At 67.6% G+C, this 17,223-nt stretch carries 9 protein-coding genes and 2 rRNA genes (1 of these 11 running past the window's edge); 3 read left to right on the plus strand and 8 right to left on the minus strand.

The window, feature by feature from the left end; translation table 11 throughout:
- Together AB3X07_RS01040 and rrf are read left to right on the plus strand one after the other, a co-directional pair.
- Positions 1-1,761 (plus strand): 23S ribosomal RNA (locus tag AB3X07_RS01040); it begins 1,119 nt to the left of the window's first position.
- 151 nt (positions 1,762-1,912) lie between these two features.
- A 5S ribosomal RNA gene (gene rrf / locus AB3X07_RS01045) occupies positions 1,913-2,027 on the plus strand.
- Between the two features lie 516 nt (positions 2,028-2,543).
- On the opposite strand, the gene AB3X07_RS01050 is transcribed toward rrf, so the two are convergent.
- Positions 2,544-3,002 (minus strand): PepSY domain-containing protein, encoded by a 459-nt coding sequence (locus AB3X07_RS01050; RefSeq protein WP_369941963.1) that lies wholly within the window; start codon positions 3,000-3,002, stop codon positions 2,544-2,546.
- Between the two features lie 95 nt (positions 3,003-3,097).
- Positions 3,098-4,450, minus strand: coding sequence for a substrate-binding domain-containing protein (locus AB3X07_RS01055; protein WP_369941965.1), 1,353 nt, complete (start codon positions 4,448-4,450; stop codon positions 3,098-3,100).
- On the opposite strand from AB3X07_RS01055, the gene AB3X07_RS01060 reads away from it, so the two are divergent.
- Positions 4,437-4,670, plus strand: a complete 234-nt coding sequence (locus AB3X07_RS01060) for a hypothetical protein (protein WP_369941967.1) — start codon at positions 4,437-4,439, stop codon at positions 4,668-4,670. The genes AB3X07_RS01055 and AB3X07_RS01060 overlap by 14 nt on opposite strands.
- Positions 4,671-5,366: 696 nt before the next feature.
- Here AB3X07_RS01060 and AB3X07_RS01065 read toward each other — a convergent pair.
- The 6 genes from AB3X07_RS01065 to gltB all read right to left on the minus strand — a co-directional run bounded on the left by AB3X07_RS01065 (position 5,367) and on the right by gltB (position 17,124).
- Complete coding sequence (locus AB3X07_RS01065; RefSeq protein ID WP_369941969.1) at positions 5,367-6,242, minus strand: methylglyoxal synthase; 876 nt, start codon at positions 6,240-6,242, stop codon at positions 5,367-5,369.
- 281 nt (positions 6,243-6,523) lie between these two features.
- Positions 6,524-7,579 carry a glycoside hydrolase family 5 protein gene (locus AB3X07_RS01070; RefSeq protein ID WP_369941971.1) on the minus strand — a complete coding sequence of 352 codons (1,056 nt, stop codon included), beginning with the start codon at positions 7,577-7,579 and terminating at the stop codon, positions 6,524-6,526.
- Positions 7,580-7,777: 198 nt separating this feature from the next.
- Complete coding sequence (locus AB3X07_RS01075; protein ID WP_369941973.1) at positions 7,778-8,821, minus strand: glycoside hydrolase family 5 protein; 1,044 nt, start codon at positions 8,819-8,821, stop codon at positions 7,778-7,780.
- 458 nt (positions 8,822-9,279) lie between these two features.
- Positions 9,280-10,335 carry a glycoside hydrolase family 5 protein gene (locus AB3X07_RS01080; protein ID WP_369941975.1) on the minus strand — a complete coding sequence of 352 codons (1,056 nt, stop codon included), beginning with the start codon at positions 10,333-10,335 and terminating at the stop codon, positions 9,280-9,282.
- 729 nt (positions 10,336-11,064) lie between these two features.
- On the minus strand, positions 11,065-12,540 hold the full coding sequence (locus AB3X07_RS01085) for an FAD-dependent oxidoreductase (protein ID WP_369941977.1): 1,476 nt from the start codon (positions 12,538-12,540) through the stop codon (positions 11,065-11,067).
- A 126-nt stretch (positions 12,541-12,666) separates the two neighbouring features.
- On the minus strand, positions 12,667-17,124 hold the full coding sequence (gltB, locus tag AB3X07_RS01090; protein WP_369941979.1) for a glutamate synthase large subunit: 4,458 nt from the start codon (positions 17,122-17,124) through the stop codon (positions 12,667-12,669).
- Positions 17,125-17,223: the final 99 nt, after the last annotated feature.

Below are 17,223 nucleotides of genomic sequence, written 5' to 3' on the forward strand. Positions count from 1 at the left end.
GCTAAGCAGTGAACCGAAGCTTGGGGTGCATCGCGATAAGCGATGCGCGGTAGAGGAGCGTTCCGTAAGCCTGCGAAGGTGGATTGAGAAGTCCGCTGGAGGTATCGGAAGTGCGAATGCTGACATGAGTAACGACAATGCGGGTGAAAAACCCGCACGCCGAAAGCCCAAGGTTTCCTTGCGCAACGTTAATCGGCGCAGGGTGAGTCGGCCCCTAAGGCGAGGGCGAAAGCCGTAGTCGATGGGAAGCAGGTTAATATTCCTGCACCTCGCGTAAGTGCGATGGAGGGACGGAGAAGGTTAGGTGTACCGGGCGTTGGTTGTCCCGGGGAAAGGCGGTAGGTTTGGATCTTTGGCAAATCCGGGATCCTTTAAGACCGAGCACCGAGACGAGTCTTTTAGACGAAGTCACTGATACCACGCTTCCAGGAAAAGCTCCTAAGCTTCAGCTTACGCAGACCGTACCGTAAACCGACACAGGTGGGTAGGATGAGAATTCTCAGGCGCTTGAGAGAACTCGGGTGAAGGAACTAGGCAACATGGCACCGTAACTTCGGGAGAAGGTGCACCCTTTTTGGTGGCTCGTGCGAGCTATAGCTGAAGAGGGTCGCAGAAACCAGGCCGCTGCGACTGTTTATCAAAAACACAGCACTCTGCAAACACGAAAGTGGACGTATAGGGTGTGACGCCTGCCCGGTGCTGGAAGGTTAATTGATGGGGTCAGCCGCAAGGCGAAGCTCTTGATCGAAGCCCCAGTAAACGGCGGCCGTAACTATAACGGTCCTAAGGTAGCGAAATTCCTTGTCGGGTAAGTTCCGACCTGCACGAATGGCGTAACGACAGCGGCGCTGTCTCCACCCGAGACTCAGTGAAATTGAAATCGCTGTGAAGATGCAGCGTTCCCGTGGCAAGACGGAAAGACCCCGTGAACCTTTACTATAGCTTTACACTGAACGTTGAGTTCGTCTGTGTAGGATAGGTGGGAGGCTATGAAACTGTGGCGCTAGCTGCAGTGGAGCCATCCTTGAAATACCACCCTGTCGTGCTTGACGTTCTAACCTAGGTCCGTAATCCGGATCGGGGACCGTGTATGGTGGGTAGTTTGACTGGGGCGGTCTCCTCCTAAAGAGTAACGGAGGAGCACGAAGGTACGCTCAGCGCGGTCGGACATCGCGCACTGTGTGCAAAGGCATAAGCGTGCTTGACTGCAAGATCGACGGATCAAGCAGGTACGAAAGTAGGTCTTAGTGATCCGGTGGTTCTGTATGGAAGGGCCATCGCTCAACGGATAAAAGGTACTCCGGGGATAACAGGCTGATACCGCCCAAGAGTTCATATCGACGGCGGTGTTTGGCACCTCGATGTCGGCTCATCACATCCTGGGGCTGTAGTCGGTCCCAAGGGTATGGCTGTTCGCCATTTAAAGTGGTACGCGAGCTGGGTTCAGAACGTCGTGAGACAGTTCGGTCCCTATCTGCCATGGGCGTTGGAGATTTGAGAGGGGCTGCTCCTAGTACGAGAGGACCGGAGTGGACGAACCTCTGGTGTTCCGGTTGTCACGCCAGTGGCATTGCCGGGTAGCTATGTTCGGAAGCGATAACCGCTGAAAGCATCTAAGCGGGAAGCGCGCCTCAAGATGAGATCTCCCGGGACACAAGTCCCCTAAAGGAACCATGTAGACTACGTGGTTGATAGGTCAGGTGTGTAAGTGCAGCAATGCATTGAGCTAACTGATACTAATGATCCGTGCGGCTTGACCATATAACCTCAAGATGCTTCCTCAAAAGCATCCCTTAGCGCGACACACGTCGATCGCTCTCACTCGCTCGCTACATCACACCCTATGAGAGGCTGGCGCCTGCCGTCCTCGGTCCAACAACCGAGAACCGCATGGCGACACTCCAACCGTCTCCCTGGTGAAATTAGCGCTGTGGAACCACCCGATCCCATCCCGAACTCGGAAGTGAAACGCAGCTGCGCCGATGGTAGTGTGGCTCAAGCCATGCGAGAGTAGGTCATCGCCAGGGGCTTTACCCCAAATCCCCGTCCGATAGGACGGGGATTTTTTATTGCGTCGGAAAAAGCCAAATGCCGCGCTGGCCGCTGCGGCAAAAACGCTTGCCTGACACCTGGCCGCGCCCGTTGAACGCCCGCGCCCTGTGCATGCGGATGCCGCAACGGTATGCAAGGAAATCGTGGAGCTCACTTGCGGGCAGATGGCCTGAGGAATGGCTTGCAGGAGCGGCCCTGGGATACGGCGAAGATCCCGCCCTGCAGCGCCCGTCCGGTCCGTTGCGATCAACCCTGTCCCAGCGCCGCCGCAGCGGGCAACGTCTCGCGTGCGGCCAGGCGCCAACCACGTCGGTGCCCGATCGCACGGCCCAGGCGCGAGCGAACGTCGCGACCGCAGCGCGTCCGACAGCAGGACCATCCCCGACCGCGTGCAAAGGGCGTTGGCGATCAGGGCACCGCCGCACGGCGCCCGCCCGGCCGCAAGCCCGCTGCGCCCAGCGCGCAGCGGGCCGACGACTCGCTGCGCTACCTCAATCGTTCTGCGCGCTGACTACTCGGCCGTCCGTCGGATCCGCGTACACCTGCTGCTTCTGGCCCGACGACGTCTGGGCCTTCGCCTCCCACAGACCGTCTTCGTACTTGACGTCGTGAACGCGCGAGTAGCCTTGCGACGTCAGCGACGCCACCACCTCGGCTTCGCTCAGCTTCGAGCGCGCCCCTTCCGCATAGATGCGACCGCCCTGGGCGCCGATCCGCACCTCGCCGCGCTTGCCGTCGCCGCTGGTCGCCTTCGCCTTCCAGAGGCCGTCGTCGAACTTCAGGTCGTCCACCTTGGTGTAGCCCTGTTCGCCAAGCATCGCCTTGATCTGCGCGATGGTCAGGGGCGCACCCGGAGCGGGCGCCTGTGCGTGCGCGCTGCCGACGGCCAGCGCGAGCGACAGCGAGACCGCCAGCAGCGGCCGGGACGGGAGCTTGTTGGCATCGTTCATGGCGTTCTCCACGATTGGGAACGCGCATGCTCCCAGGGTGTTCCTCTGCGCAAGGTGAACGCGCGGTGGTTTTATTCAGCTTGTGTGCGGCGTGGTCAGCGTCCCGCATCCAGCAGCCAGATCTCGACGCGCTCGTTGCGGGCCTTGGCCGCGGCGTCCTCGCCGCCGACCAACGGCCGCGCCGCGCCCAGACCGCGCACGCGCTTGACCACGATGCCGCGCTGCGCCAGATAGGCCGCGACCACGTCGGCGCGGTCGTTGCTGGCGATGGTCGGATACAGGCGGTTGGCGGTATCCGGCGTGGCGAAGCCGATCACGCCCAGGGCGCGGCCGCGCATCGCCGGCTGTTGCATGAAGGCGATCACCCGCTCCAGGTCCTGGGCGCTGCGCGCCTCGAACATCGAGTTCAGCGATTGCAGGCTGAAGCGCAGCGTGGTGGTCAGTCGCTGCGCGCCGCTACCGGCCTGGGCATAGGCGTCGGGCTGCGAGGCGCTCGCGGCGGCGAGCGGCGTCGGATCCGGCACCAGCGCCAGTGGCATCGGGCCGATCCGACGTACGACCTGCTGCGCCTGCGGGCCGATCGCATACAAGGCCAGGCTGCGGCCGAGCGCGGACATCATCTGCCCGCCATGCAGGCTGTAGCGCTGCACCAACGGATAATCCTCGCCGCGGATGCTGGCCGGCGTGGGTGCGATGGCGATGCCGCCGTCGGCGACGGCGAGCGCGCGGGTGCCGGCCGGCAGCGGCGTGGTCAGGTCGACGAGCGCCAGAGCGGAAGGATGTCCGACCACGGCCCGCGCCGCTTCGGTCAAGGCGGGATGGACGTGCTGCGCGGCGGCGCGTGCCGTCGCCGGCAGCGACAGGCGCTCGCGCAGGAAATCGCCCAGGCCACTGTTGGCCGCATTGCGCTGTATCTCGATCGGCAGATCGGCTCCGCCCAGTTGCGACCAGCGTGTTAGCCGTCCGCTCAGGATGTCGCGCAGTTGCGCGATGCTGAGCGAGGTCAGCGGGTTGTCGGCGGCGACCAGCAGGCGCGCGCCGTCCAGGGCCACGACGAAATTCTGGTCCGGCGAGGACAGGTCGCCCAACTGCCAGGCGGCGTCGCGTTCGCGCGCATCGGGCGCACGCGCGAGCATCGCCAGCTCGGCGTCGCCGCGGATCAGGTCGGCGAAGCCCGCGGCCGATCCGCTGCCGTCGATTTCGACCACCAGCGGCGCGTCGTCGCGCACCGCGGAGATCTCCAGCACCGCCGTCGAGATGCGGCGGCGCTGAATCTGCCGATAGCCGATGCTCTGCAGCCAGGATTCGACCAGCGCCGGCATCAGCCGCGCAGCCACGCTGTTGGAGCCGTGCACGCGCAGGCGCTCGGCCTGTTGCGCGTCGGCCGACGGTATGGCGCACAGCGCCGCGGCGCCAAGCAACAGCAGGCGCAAGATGAACTGCGACATCGGATCCCCCCTGGATCTGGACAAGCGCGGCAGTGTTGGCGATCGGCGTGACATGGCGGTGACTGTGAGCGCGGTCACGCGCCACTGGCGGCGCAGCGTTGTCCGGCGACGCAGTGGTCGCGCGCGCATCGCGGTGCCACCCGCGCCGGCGGCCTATCCACCTTCGGCCTCGCTGGCGCGGGCCACCAACGCCGGGACTGGCAATGACGTGGAGGAATAGCGCGTTGGCGCCTGCCGATCGGGGATCTTGCGTGGCTACCATCAGCCCGCTGCAGCAATACGCGCTGGACGCCGTTACGGCACCGACAAGCCGGACCCCTGCGCCTGCACGGCCATCGCTGCTCCGCCCGCGAGGCAGTCAGTGCTTCGCCTGCAGCGCCACGCCTGCAGCGCTTTGGTGCAGCGCTGCGCATGCTCGCCATCGGCGCGCCGGAAACGAATTCAGCCGAGGCATCCGCATCGACCTCGGCGCTGGCGAGGTCTTGCGCCTGGTCGGGTTCTCAGCGACGCGGCGACACGCTCAGAGAGCCAACGGCTGCAACCGATGCGAGAACTTCATGCCCGTTCGCATCGAACGCGCCGTGCGGACGATGGCGAACTCCGGTCGGATAGGGCCGCGGTGCGCAGGCGCTTGGCAGGCAATCGCCAGGGCGTGCGTGGTAAGCCACGGCGCAGTGCGATACCGGTCGATCGAAGCTGGCTTGGCCAGCGTGACGGCGCGCCCTTGCGAGAAAGCGCGGCACGGCGCCGCCTCGACGATGCCTGTAATGGCCGACGGCCTCCTCGTAGCCAGCCTATCTTCCGAAGGCCCAACCGATATCCGTGCAGCGCGCGATGTCGCGAAGGCGTCGTGCGCCGGATTTCGCATGCGAGCACATGAAAGAAGCGCGTGTTCCTCCGTTGCGGGCGGTGGCGCTCATACCGCCGCCGTCCGCATGCGCGCGGCCTGCGCCCAGCGTGCGGCGACCAGCGGCGAGGTGATGCAGACCGCGCTGTCGGTCACCGTGGTGACGGCGCGTTCCAGCAACTGGATGTCGGCCTCGTGCTGGCGCGCCACGTGCGGGTCCTCGAAGAAGATCGCGCGTTGGCACTGTCGCTCCAGTACGCGGTCGGCGATCTGCGCGTCGCCGCCCATCGGCCCGCTCTGGTAGCGGTGCACCCATTCCTGGCCCTGCGGCCAGCCGCGGCTCCACGCCAGTTCGTTGAGGCGTTGCCCGGTGGTGCCGGTGGCCACGCGTTCGGCGAAGCGGGACAACAGATCGAAGTGTTCGCTGGCGAAGGCCAGCATCTGCGGCTTCATCGCATCGTGCGCGATCAGCGCCAGCGTCTGTCGCTCCAGCGCATGCAGGTCGTCGGCGCCGGCATCGGCCGCCAGCCCGGCGTGCACCCGTTCCACTTCGATCCAGTCGCGGGCGCTGGCCACCGTGGAGATGAACGGCTTGCCGTGGATCACGCACTGGCGCTTGAGCGCGATCGCCTCGGGAAAGATCGAGGACGGATCGACCGGGTCGATGAAATAGATCGCGCCGTCGAGCGTGCGCTCGGCGCCCTCCAGGCCCACGACTTCGGCGACCAGCTTCATCAGCCCGCCTTCGCGCCCGAACGGGTAGCGCTTGAGGCCGGCATGGCCGGACAGCCAGCCGGCACGCGCGATCGCCTCGTGGGTGCGACCGACCGCGTGCAGGCCGAGCTGCAGTTCGCGAATACCGGCCTCGCAGGCGCGCAGCCAGCGGAACAGGGCGGCGTCCTTGCCCTGATGGTGCAGTCGGTTGGCGGCCAGGCCCAGGCGCATAGGTCGATCCGTGTGGAGGAGGAACGACAGTCTGCGCCGGATCGTGGCGCGGGCTCAATCGCGACGGCGGACGTGGGCCGCCGCCGCGCGCGTCGCCTGGTGTTTGCGATCACCGCCGGTTTCCCCGGTGCGCGCATGCTGAAACACACTCTCCAACTCCGCGGCCAGCCACTTGCGCTCGGAAAGCCGGCGTTCTGAGCAGCGAGAACCTGGAGCGACGCGCCCATCGCCCAAGACGCGGCCTCTGCTCACCAATCCCCAATCCGACTCCCCATTCCCCGCTACCGAACAACCTGCCGCGCCCGCGCCGACAACACCTGGACCTGCGGCTTGTCGGTGCCCTGATTGTCCGGTTGCAGGCTGAAGGCGTAATCGGTCTTCCACCAGGCCCCGGCGGCCCAGGCGGTCCAGCCGACCCAGACGTCGGCGTTGTCGTGCACGTAGCCGAGCATGTCGTCGAGCGCGGCCATGCAGGTGGCGTCGCTGCTCGCACCGAATTCGCCGAGGAAACCGCGCTGGCCGTGGTCGCGCAGCCACTGGGTGAAGCCGCGCAGCTTTTCCGAGCCGACGGTGGTGCTGATGCAGGCGGGGCTGGTGCCGGAGTAGGTCGCATCCAGGTACTGGTGCACTTCGAACGCCATGTTCTCGGCGGGATCACTGATCGCCAGCAGCGCTTGCGCGTTGGGGACGCCGTACCACGTGCTGCTCCAGCTGTGCGCGCCGGTGAAGGCGGTGCCCGGCACCAGAATCAGGTTGTAGGCGCCGGCGCCGCGGATCGCGTCGATGGCCAATTGCGCGGTGGCGGCCCAGTCGTCGGCGGCCATCCCGTTGGGCTCGTTCATCAGGCCGAAGACCACGGCCTCGTCGTTGCCGAATGCGATGCCCAGTCGCCGCCACAGGTCGGCCAGCGCAGAGGCGGGCACCGCGTCGCCACCGATGCGCACGCCGTCGTACTTGGCGTAGTTGTGCACGTCCAGGATCACCCGCAGGCCGTGGAGTCTGGCGCGCTCCACGGCGGTGCGCAGATACCCCAGTTGTGCGACATCCAGTTCGCCATGGGCGACCGGTTGCAGGCGCTCCCACAGGAACGGCAGGCGCACGATGTTCATGCCCTGCGCGGCGACATAGGCATAGGCGCTGTCGGCCGGATAGGTGTAGTCCTTGAACACCACGCCCGGCTTCTTCGCCGAATTGAATTCGGCGCCGGCGAGGTTGACGCCGGCATAGCGCAGCGTGTCCTGGGCGAGGGCGCCCGGGATCCAGGCGACCAGCGCCAGGCATAGGAAGGTGTGCAGCCGCCAGCGCGCTGGCGTGCGGAAACAGGAGTTGCGTTGCATGGGGATGCCTCATCGATGGGGGGCGGCCAATCGCACGCTGCCGCGGCAGTGCGTGGCGACGGTCGTGTCTGTTGGTTGCAATCGTCGTGCCACGCCGCCGCGTTCGCCGCGGCAACGGCGGCTGGCCTCTGCGCGCAGCGCAGCGGAAGGCCGTCGGCCGCCGTCGTGCGACGGCCGATATCGCCGATGGCGCGTCCGTCAGCGGGTGATGCGCTTGGCCCTGTGCGAGAGGATCGTCATCTGCGGCTTGTCGCGCCCGTCCGGGTCGGGCTGCACGTTGAACGGATAGTCCGGCCGCCACCAGGCGCCGCCGGCCCAATAGCTCCATCCGAGCCAGACGGTGCGCTGCTGCTCGATGTAGCCGAGCATGCCGTCCAGCGCTTGCCGGCACACGGCGTTGTCGGCGGCGCCGAACTCGCCGAGGAAGCCGATGTGCCCGGTCTCGCGCAGCCAGCCGGTGAAGGCGCGCAGGCGCTCGGCGCCGATGCTGGCGCTCACGCAGGTGGCGCTGGTGCCGCTGGAATCGTCGTCCAGATACTGATGGACTTCGATCGCCATGCGCCTGAGCGGATCGTGCAGCGTGGCCAGCGCCGAGGCATTGGATTCGCCGGCCACGGTCGAATACCAGCTGTGCGCGCCGCTCCACAGCGCGCCCGGAACCAGGATCAGGTTGCGCGCGCCGGTGACGCGGATCGCATCCACCGCGGCCTGCGCGGCGGCGGCCCACAGGCCGGGCGCAATGCCGTTCGGCTCGTTCATCAGGCCGAACACCACGGTGTCGTCGTCCTTGAATTCGCGCGCCAGGCGTTGCCACAGGTCGCTGAAGGTCTTGATCGGCAACGTGCCGCTGCCGATCTTGGCGCCGTAGTAGCTGGCGTAGTTGTGGATGTCCACGATCAGGTACATCCGCTGCGCCCTGGCCTGCCGGGCCGCGGTCCGGATCAGCGCCAGTTGCGCGGCGTCGAGCCGGCCCTGCGCGCTGGGCTGCAGGCGCTCCCATAGCACCGGCAGGCGCACGATGTTCATGTGCTTGCCGGCGAAGTACGTGTAGTCGGTCGCGGCCGGATAGAAGTAATCGACGTTGAGCTCGCCCGGCTTCTTGGAGGACGCAATCTCCGCGCCGGACAGATTGACCCCGGCGAGCTTCAAGGTGTCTTGTGCATGCAGCGGCGGCAGCACTGCGAGCAGGAGCGACAGCAGCGACAGCCTCACCGCGCAGAGGCGCAGCGACGGACCAAACATGATGGGCGTTCCTCGTGCATCAGCGAACCAACCCGGCTGCCGCGTTTGCAGCGGCCGGGCGGATGCCGGACAGCCGGTGGGGCATGTTCCGATTGCACCGTAGTGCATTCGCCACGCCATCACCACGCACAACGCGCACGCATGTGTCGATTTGTGCAGGGCGTGGCATGGCGAACGCGTACTGGGTCTCGACCCCAGTCAGCCAGGCGATGACGTCGCGTCAGCGAGGTTGCTCGGGAGCGACAGCATCGATGTCGATGCGCGCAGCGGATGCTGGATCTGCAGAGCAAACCGCGCAGGCTGCCGCGCTGTACGACAGCCGGTACGCGTGCGGTGCAACGACCGCGCATCGCGGGCGGCGATGCCGCTCCGCTCGATCGCGGCGGTCGCCGGATGCACGCCGCGCGTCGCGGGACCCGCGTGCGGGTCCCGCCCGAAGGCGCCCGGCGGCGCTGCGCTTACTTCCCGGTGACCTTGCGCGCGTGCTTGGACAGGATCGCCATCTGCGGCTTGTCGCTGCCGTCCTTGTTGGGCTGCACGTTGAACGGGTAGTCGTTCTTCCACCAGGCGCCGGCCGCCCACCAGGTCCAGCCGACGATCACGTCGTTGTTCTGCTCGATGTAGCTGAGCATGCCCTCCAGCGCCTGGTTGCAGACGGGCGTATTGCCGGTGGCGAACTCGCCGATGAAACCGACCTTCTTGTTCTCGCGCAGCCAGCTGACGAAGCCGGCCAGCTTCTCGGCGCCGGCCGTGGCGCTGACGCATTCGCCCTTGGTGCCGCTGTTGTCCTTGTCCAGGTACTGGTGCGCCTCGAAGGCCATGCGGTTGCCCGGGTCCTTGAGCGGCTGCAGCGCGACCGCGTTGGAGGTGCCGTAGTACGTGCTGCGCCAGCTGTGCGCGCCGGTGTAGGCGGTGCCCGGTACCAGCACCAGGTTCTTGGCCCCGGCCTTGCGGATGGCGTCGATCGCGGCCTGCGCGGCCTGAGCCCAGTCGGTGGAGGAGACCGCGTTGGGTTCGTTCATCAGCCCGAAGATGACCGTGTCGTCGTCCTTGAACTCGGTCGCCAGGCGCCGCCACAGGTCGGCGAACACGTCCGCCGGCGCGCCGGGGCTGCCGATCAGCGCGCCGTTGTACTTGGCGTAGTTGTGCGGGTCCAGGATCAGGTGCAGGCCGTTGGCCTTGGCCTGCGCCACCGCCTTCTTGATCTGCGCCAGTTGCGCGGGGTCGAACTCGCCCTTGGCGGTGGGCTGCAGGCGTTCCCACAGGAACGGCAGGCGCACGATGTTCATGCCCTTGCCGGCGAAGTAGCTGTAGTCCGACGGCCCCGGGTAGGTGTAGTCCTTGTACAGCGTGCCCGGCTTCTTGCCGGAATTGAACTCGGCGCCGGACAGGTTGACGCCGGCGTACTTGAGCACCCTTTTGCCGTCCTGGGCGGATGCGGCGAAGGCGGCGAGCAGGACTACGGCGGCGGCGAGGGGACGCAACCGTGACGGCCAGGGGGAGGAATGCGACATGGGAGGCTTCCTTGGAAAGGGGAGGATGCCGGGGGTGCCATCGGGGGAGGAGCCGGCGTGCACAGGGTGCGCGGAACGCACCCCGCGCGGCCAGCGTAGGAGGGGATGCGTTAGCGGTGCATTCACTCGTGCGAAGGATGTCGTTGCGGGTGTCGCGTTTTGGGGTGATCGGCGCGCTGGTTCATCCGTGATTGCGGTGGTTGCGGTGGTGCGTGTGGCTGTACGAGCCGGGGAAGCCCATGCATTGGGTCGGGGGTCAGCACCGGCAGACGGCCGAGATCACGCGGGTTTCGGACGCCGCTCGTCGCGACTGAAGTCGCTCCCACAGGAGTTTTCTGCCCGGTGGGTGGGAGCGTCTCCGTGATGGGATTTTCAGATGCGCGATCCGCACAGGTTCCGAGTTTGCTCGTCGCGACTGAAGTCGTCTCTACGGGAGCTTCCTGTGCCTGTCGAGGACATTTCTGTGATGGGATTTCAGCCCTGATCGATAGCCGGGTCGGTTGGTTTCCGGCTTCGTTCGTCGCGGCTGAAGCCGCTCCTACAGGGCATGGCGGTGTCTGGTGGTGGCACCTGTGGGAGGGGCTTCAGCCCGACGCGACCATGTCGGCGCCGCTGCGTTCGACGGGTACTGTCGCTGGGGGAGTGCTGCTGTGCTGCTGCCAACCCGCACCCGCCCAGCCGGCCGCCGCCGGACAGGCAGCGGCGTCGCCCGAATGCGGGCGGTTTCGCTCAGGCGGCGGCCTGGGTGGTTACCGGCAGGCGGTTGCCGATCCATTCGGCGATGCTCGCCGCCGCGTCGCGCCCTTCGGCCACCGCGGTCACCACGAGGTCGGCGCCGCGCACCGCGTCGCCGCCGGCGAACAGCTTAGGGTTGGTGGTCTGGTACGGCAGGCGGTCGTCGCCGCCAGCCAGGATGCGGCCGTTGGCGGTGCCTTCCACGCCCTGCGCGGCCAGCCACTCGGGCACGCTCGGCGAGAAGCCGAAGGCGATGATGACCACGTCCGCATCCAGCAGCGATTCGCTGCCTTCCACCGGCACCGCGGCCTGGCGCCCGCGCGCGTCCGGCTCGCCGAGCCGGGTCTGCACCACGCGCACGCCGGCCAGGTTGTCTGCGGCGTCGGCTTCCACCGCCAGCGGTTGGCGGTTGAACAGGAAGCGCACGCCTTCCTCGCGCGCATTGGCCACCTCGCGCGTCGAGCCGGGCATGTTGGTCTCGTCGCGGCGGTAGGCGCAGGTGACCTTGGCCGCGCCCAGGCGGATCGCGCTGCGCACGCAGTCCATGCCGGTATCGCCGCCGCCCAGCACCACCACGCGCTTGCCGCTGAGGTCGGGCAGCGCGATCTTGTCTTCCCAGCCGGCGATCGGCCGGCCCCAGGGATCGTTGCCGCCGACGATGCGGCTGTTCTGCACGAGGAACGGCAGCGCCGGCAATACGCCGGGCAGGTCCTGGCCGGGCAGGCCGCCATCGGTATAGCGGTAGGCGCCAGTGCCCAGGAACACCGCGTCGTACTCGCCGAGCAACTGCTCCAGGCTGACGTCGCGGCCGATCTCCACGCCCAGGCGGAACTGCACGCCCATGCCCTCGAGCACCTCGCGGCGCTTGCCGATCACGCTCTTGTCCAGCTTGAAGCTGGGGATGCCGAACTGCAGCAGCCCGCCGATCTGCTCGTAGCGGTCGTACACCACCGCCTGGATGCCGGCGCGGGCCAGGCGGTCGGCGCAGCTCAGCCCGGCCGGGCCGGCGCCGATCACCGCCACGCGCTTGCCGGTGGGCTCGACCTGGCTCAGATCCGGGCGCCAGCCGTTGTTGAGCGCGGTATCGACGATGTACTTCTCCACCGCGCCGATGGTGACCGCGCCGAACTCCTCCAGCGTGCAACTGCCTTCGCACAGGCGATCCTGCGGGCACACCCGGCCGCACACTTCCGGCAGCGGGTTGGTGCTGTGGCACAGCGCCGCGGCTTCCTCGATGCGGTTCTCCTGCACCAGTTGCAGCCACTGCGGGATGGCGTTGTGCACCGGGCACTTCCAACTGCAGTACGGATTGCCGCAATCCAGGCAGCGCCCGGCCTGGTACTGCGCATCGGCCTTGTCGAACTTGCCGTACAGCTCGTTCCAGTCGCCGGAGGTGCGCAGTTCCACCGGAATGCGTTGCGGCATCTGCCGCGGCAGATCTAGGAATTGGAAGGCGTGTTTGCGGCTCATGGTGTGGGGAACCGGGAATGGGGAATGGGGAATGGAAAAAGCGAATCTGCGCGCGCTATCGGAAACTGGGGGAGCCAGGCTTTTACCATTCCCGATTCTCCATTCCCAATTCCCAGCGCGCCGCCATCAGGCGGCGCGCCGCAGCGATTCCGTCAACGACTCGATGCTCGCCGCCTTCGGTTTGACCAGCCAGAACTTGCCGACGTAGTCGCGGAATTCGTCGAGGATCTGCTGCGCCCAGATGCTGCCGGTCAGTTCGCGGTGGCGGCTGATCAGCTTGTGCAGGTGCTGGCGGTGGCTCTCGAAGCCTTCGGCGGAAATGCGGTGGATGTCGATCAGTTCGTGGTTGTAGCGGTCGACGAAGTCGCGGTCCACGTCGAGCACGTAGGCCAGGCCGCCGGTGAAGCCGGCGCCGAAGTTCAGCCCGACTTTGCCCAGCACCAGCACGATGCCGTCGGTCATGTACTCGCAGCAGTGGTCGCCGGCGCCCTCGATCACCGCCAGCGCGCCGGAGTTGCGCACCGCGAAGCGTTCGCCGGCGCGCCCGGCGGCGTACAGCTCGCCGCCGGTGGCGCCGTACAGGCAGGTGTTGCCGACGATCGCGGTGCTGCGCGCCTCGAAGCGCGCGCCGCGCGGCGGACGCACCACCAGGCGGCCGCCGGCCATGCCCTTGCCGACGTAGTCGTTGGCCTCGCCTTCCAGTTCCAGGTGCAGGCCGCCGGCGTTGAACGCGCCGAAGCTCTGCCCGGCCGAGCCGCGGAAGCGCAGGGTCAGCGGCGCATCGTCCATGCCGTGGTTGCCGTGCACGCGGGCGATGGCGCCGGACAGGCGCGCGCCGATCGAGCGGTCGGTGTTGTGGATCAGGAAGCGATGATCGCCGCCGGTCTTCTTGGCGATCGCGTCGGCGAGCAGGCCGTCCATCTGCGTGGCCAGGCTGTCCGGCGATTCGTACAGGCGCTGCGCGGCGCAGTGACCGCCGTCGTGGCGCACGTCCTTGAGCAGCCGCGACAGGTCCACGCGAACGCCTTCGCGTGGCGAGATGTCCAGTTGCTGCAGCAGTTCGGTGCGGCCGACGATCTCGTCCAGCGAGCGCACGCCCAGGTACGACAGCCACTGCCGCACTTCCTCGGCCAGCAGGCGGAAGAAGTTCTCCACGCGCTCGGGCAGGCCGACGAAGTAGTTGGCGCGCAGGCGCTCGTCCTGGGTGGCCACGCCGGTGGCGCAGTTGTTGAGGTGGCAGATGCGTAGATACTTGCAGCCGAGCACGATCATCGGCCCGGTGCCGAAGCCGAAGCTGTCCGCGCCCAGGATCGCCGCCTTGACCACGTCCAGGCCGGTCTTCAGGCCGCCGTCGGTCTGCAGGATGGTGCGCGACCGCAGGTCGTTGGCGACCAGCGCCTGGTGCGACTCGGCCACGCCCAGTTCCCACGGCACGCCGGCGTAGCGGATCGAGCTGACCGGGCTGGCGCCGGTGCCGCCATCGTGGCCGGACACGGTGATCAGGTCGGCGCCGGCCTTGACCACGCCGGCGGCGATGGTGCCCACGCCGGCATGGCTGACCAGCTTCACCGACACCAGCGCGCTCGGATTGACCTGCTTGAGGTCGTAGATCAGCTGCGCCAGGTCTTCGATCGAGTAGATGTCGTGGTGCGGCGGCGGCGAGATCAGGCCGATGCCCGGCTTGGCGTAGCGCAGCCGCGCGATCAAGTCGTTGACCTTGTGCCCGGGCAGCTGGCCGCCTTCGCCGGGCTTGGCGCCCTGCGCGACCTTGATCTGCAGCACCTCGGCGTTGACCAGGTATTCGGGGGTCACGCCGAAGCGGCCGGAGGCCACCTGCTTGATCTTGGAGCGCTTCTCGGTGCCGTAGCGCGCCGGGTCTTCGCCGCCTTCGCCGGAATTGCTGCGCCCGCCGAGGCGGTTCATCGCGATCGCCAGCGCCTCGTGCGCCTCCGGCGACAGGGCGCCGAGGCTGATCGCGGCGGTGTCGAAGCGGCGCAGCAGGTCCTCGGCCGGCGCCACCTCGTCCAGTGGCGTCGGCGTCTCGGCGCGCTTGAGCTGCAGCAGGTCGCGCAGGGCCGAGGCCGGGCGCCCGTGCACCGCGGCGGCATAGGCGTCCCAGTCGGCCTGCAGGCCGCTGCGGGTGGCGCGCTGCAGGGTCAGCACCACGTCCGGGTTGTACATGTGGTACTCGCCGCCGTGCACGTACTTGAGCAGGCCGCCCACTTCCGGCTTGAGCAGGTCGTTCCAGGCGCGCGCGGCCAACTGCCGCGCCTCGGTGTCCAGCCGCGCCAGGCCGACGCCGCCGATGCGCGCGGCGGTATCGGGGAAGCACAATGCCACCACGTCCGGATCCAGCCCGACGATCTCGAACAGCTGCGCGCCGCGATAGCTGGCGATGGTGCAGATGCCCATCTTGGAGATGATCTTGGACAGGCCCTTGTAGATGCCCTTGCGGTACTTGCGGCCGATCTGGGTCTGCTCGCCGCCGCTCTTGAGCAGCAGGATGCCGCGCCGGCCCAGGTCGAACAGGGTCTGGTAGGCCAGGTACGGATACACCGCGGTGGCGCCGAAGCCGAGCAGGCAGGCCATGTGGTGCGGGTCGCGCGCGGTGCCGGTCTCGATGATCAGGTTGACGTCGCAGCGCAGGCCCACGCGCGAGAGGTGGTGGTGCACCGCGCCGGTGGCCAGCAGCGCATGCGCCATCGGCCGTTCCGGCACCGGGTAGCGGTCGGTCAGCAGCAGCATGACCTTGCCGTCGCGCGCGGCCTGTTCGGCCTCGGCGCAGATGCGCTTGAGCCCGGCTTCCAGGCCTTCCTCGACGCTGTAGGACAGGTCGATCTGCGCGTTGCGGGTCAGGTACTGCGGCATCTTCAGCAACTGCCGCAGCTTGCGCTGGCTGAGCACCGGCGAGTTGAGGATGACGTGGTTCACCGTCTCCGGGCCGGCATGGAAGATGTTGGTCTCCTTGCCGAGCTGGGTGGTCAGCGACATCACGCAGTCTTCCCGCAGCGGGTCGATCGGCGGGTTGGTGACCTGCGCGAAGGCCTGGCGGAAGTAGTCGTACAGCGGCCGGGTGTGGCGGCTGAGCACCGCCATCGGGGTGTCGTCGCCCATCGAGCCGGTGGCTTCCTGCTCGGTCTCGGCCAGCGGCCGCAGCACCTGCTCCACTTCCTCGGTGCTGAGCTGGAACAGCTTGTGGTAGCTGCGCAGGGTGCGCTCGTCGAACGGCTCCTCGACCAGCGAGGGGTCGATCAGTTCGGTCTGCAGGTAGGTCACGCCCTGCTGCAGCCATTGCTTGTACGGGGCGCGGCCGCGGTTGATGCGGTCGATGGCGTCCGAATCGAGCAGGTCGCCGCGCTTGAGGTCGATGGCCATCATCTCGCCGGGGCCGAGTTTGCCCTTGCGGGTGACGCGCTCGGCCGGCAGTTCCCACACGCCGGCTTCGGAGGCGACCAGGAAATGCCGGTCGGAGGTCAGCATCCAGCGCGCCGGGCGCAGGCCGTTGCGGTCGAGCATGCACGCGGCGTAGCGGCCGTCGCAGGCGACGATGCCGGCCGGGCCGTCCCACGGCTCGGTGTTGAGCCCGTAGAACTCGTAGAACGCGGCCAGGTCGGCGTCCTTGAACTCCAGCGACTGCGTGGCCGGCGGCACCAGGATGCGCAGCGCCTGCAGCAGGTCCATGCCGCCGGCGACCAGCAGCTCGAGCATGTTGTCCAGGCTCTGCGAATCGGAGCCATGCATCGAGATCACCGGGTCCAGCTCGGCGATGTCGAAACGCGGGGTCTTCCACACCTTGCTGCGCGCCTGCGCCCAGTGCCGGTTGCCCTCGATGGTGTTGATCTCGCCGTTGTGCGCGAGCAGGCGGAACGGGTGCGCCAGCGGCCAGCGCGGCAGCGTATTGGTGGAGAAGCGCTGGTGGAACACGATGGCGCTGGAGGCCAGGTCGTTGCGCTGCAGGTCCGGGTAGAAGGTGCTGAGCTTGTCCGGCAGCACCATGCCCTTGTAGCTGATGCCGTTGGGTGAGAGCGTCGTGACGTAGAAATCGGCGACCTCGCGCAGGCGCTGCTCGGCGCGGCGGCGTGCCAGGAACAGGGCCAGGGCGAAGGCGTCCTCGCCCTGCTCGGCACCGGCGTCGACGAACACCTGCTCGATGCGCGGCAGGGTGTCCTTGGCCAGTTGCCCGCACACCGCATCGTCGGTGGGGGTGAGGCGCCAGCCGCAGGGCTGCGCGCCGGCCCGCCGCAGTTCCTCTTCCAGGACCTGACGGCAGCGCGCGGCGGCGTCGGCATCGTCGCGCGGCAGGAACACGTTGCCGGCGGCGAAGCGCGTGCCGACCGCGAGGCCGGCCTCGCGCGCCAGCGCGCGCAGGAACGGCTCGGGTTTGCGGATCAGCAGGCCGCAGCCGTCGCCGGTGAGGCCGTCGGCGGCGACGCCGCCGCGATGGGTCATGCGCGACAGCGCGGCAATGGCGGTATCCACCAGCGCCCGCGAAGGTTGGTCGTCGAGCTGCGCGACCATGCCGAAACCACAGGCATCGCGCTCGTCTTGGGGGTCGTAGAGCCCGTGGCGGTTGCGGGGGGCCATGTCTGCCTCTGAAAGCGATCCGAAGGAACGCGGCGACACTCGCCCCCGCTCTCTCCTGGAGCGCTTCTTGAGGTCACCGGAATCCCGACTAAAACATAG

This window comes from Xanthomonas sp. DAR 35659 (assembly GCF_041242975.1).
Taxonomy (GTDB): Bacteria; Pseudomonadota; Gammaproteobacteria; order Xanthomonadales; family Xanthomonadaceae; genus Xanthomonas_A; species Xanthomonas_A medicagonis.

Coding starts and splice junctions, on each gene's coding strand:
- AB3X07_RS01050 (WP_369941963.1), bottom strand. CDS start 3,002: ATGAACGATGCCAACAAGCTCCCGTCCCGGCCGCTGCTGGCGGTCTCG.
- AB3X07_RS01060 (WP_369941967.1), top strand. CDS start 4,437: ATGAACTGCGACATCGGATCCCCCCTGGATCTGGACAAGCGCGGCAGT.
- AB3X07_RS01055 (WP_369941965.1), bottom strand. CDS start 4,450: ATGTCGCAGTTCATCTTGCGCCTGCTGTTGCTTGGCGCCGCGGCGCTG.
- AB3X07_RS01065 (WP_369941969.1), bottom strand. CDS start 6,242: ATGCGCCTGGGCCTGGCCGCCAACCGACTGCACCATCAGGGCAAGGAC.
- AB3X07_RS01070 (WP_369941971.1), bottom strand. CDS start 7,579: ATGCAACGCAACTCCTGTTTCCGCACGCCAGCGCGCTGGCGGCTGCAC.
- AB3X07_RS01075 (WP_369941973.1), bottom strand. CDS start 8,821: ATGTTTGGTCCGTCGCTGCGCCTCTGCGCGGTGAGGCTGTCGCTGCTG.
- AB3X07_RS01080 (WP_369941975.1), bottom strand. CDS start 10,335: ATGTCGCATTCCTCCCCCTGGCCGTCACGGTTGCGTCCCCTCGCCGCC.
- AB3X07_RS01085 (WP_369941977.1), bottom strand. CDS start 12,540: ATGAGCCGCAAACACGCCTTCCAATTCCTAGATCTGCCGCGGCAGATG.
- gltB (WP_369941979.1), bottom strand. CDS start 17,124: ATGGCCCCCCGCAACCGCCACGGGCTCTACGACCCCCAAGACGAGCGC.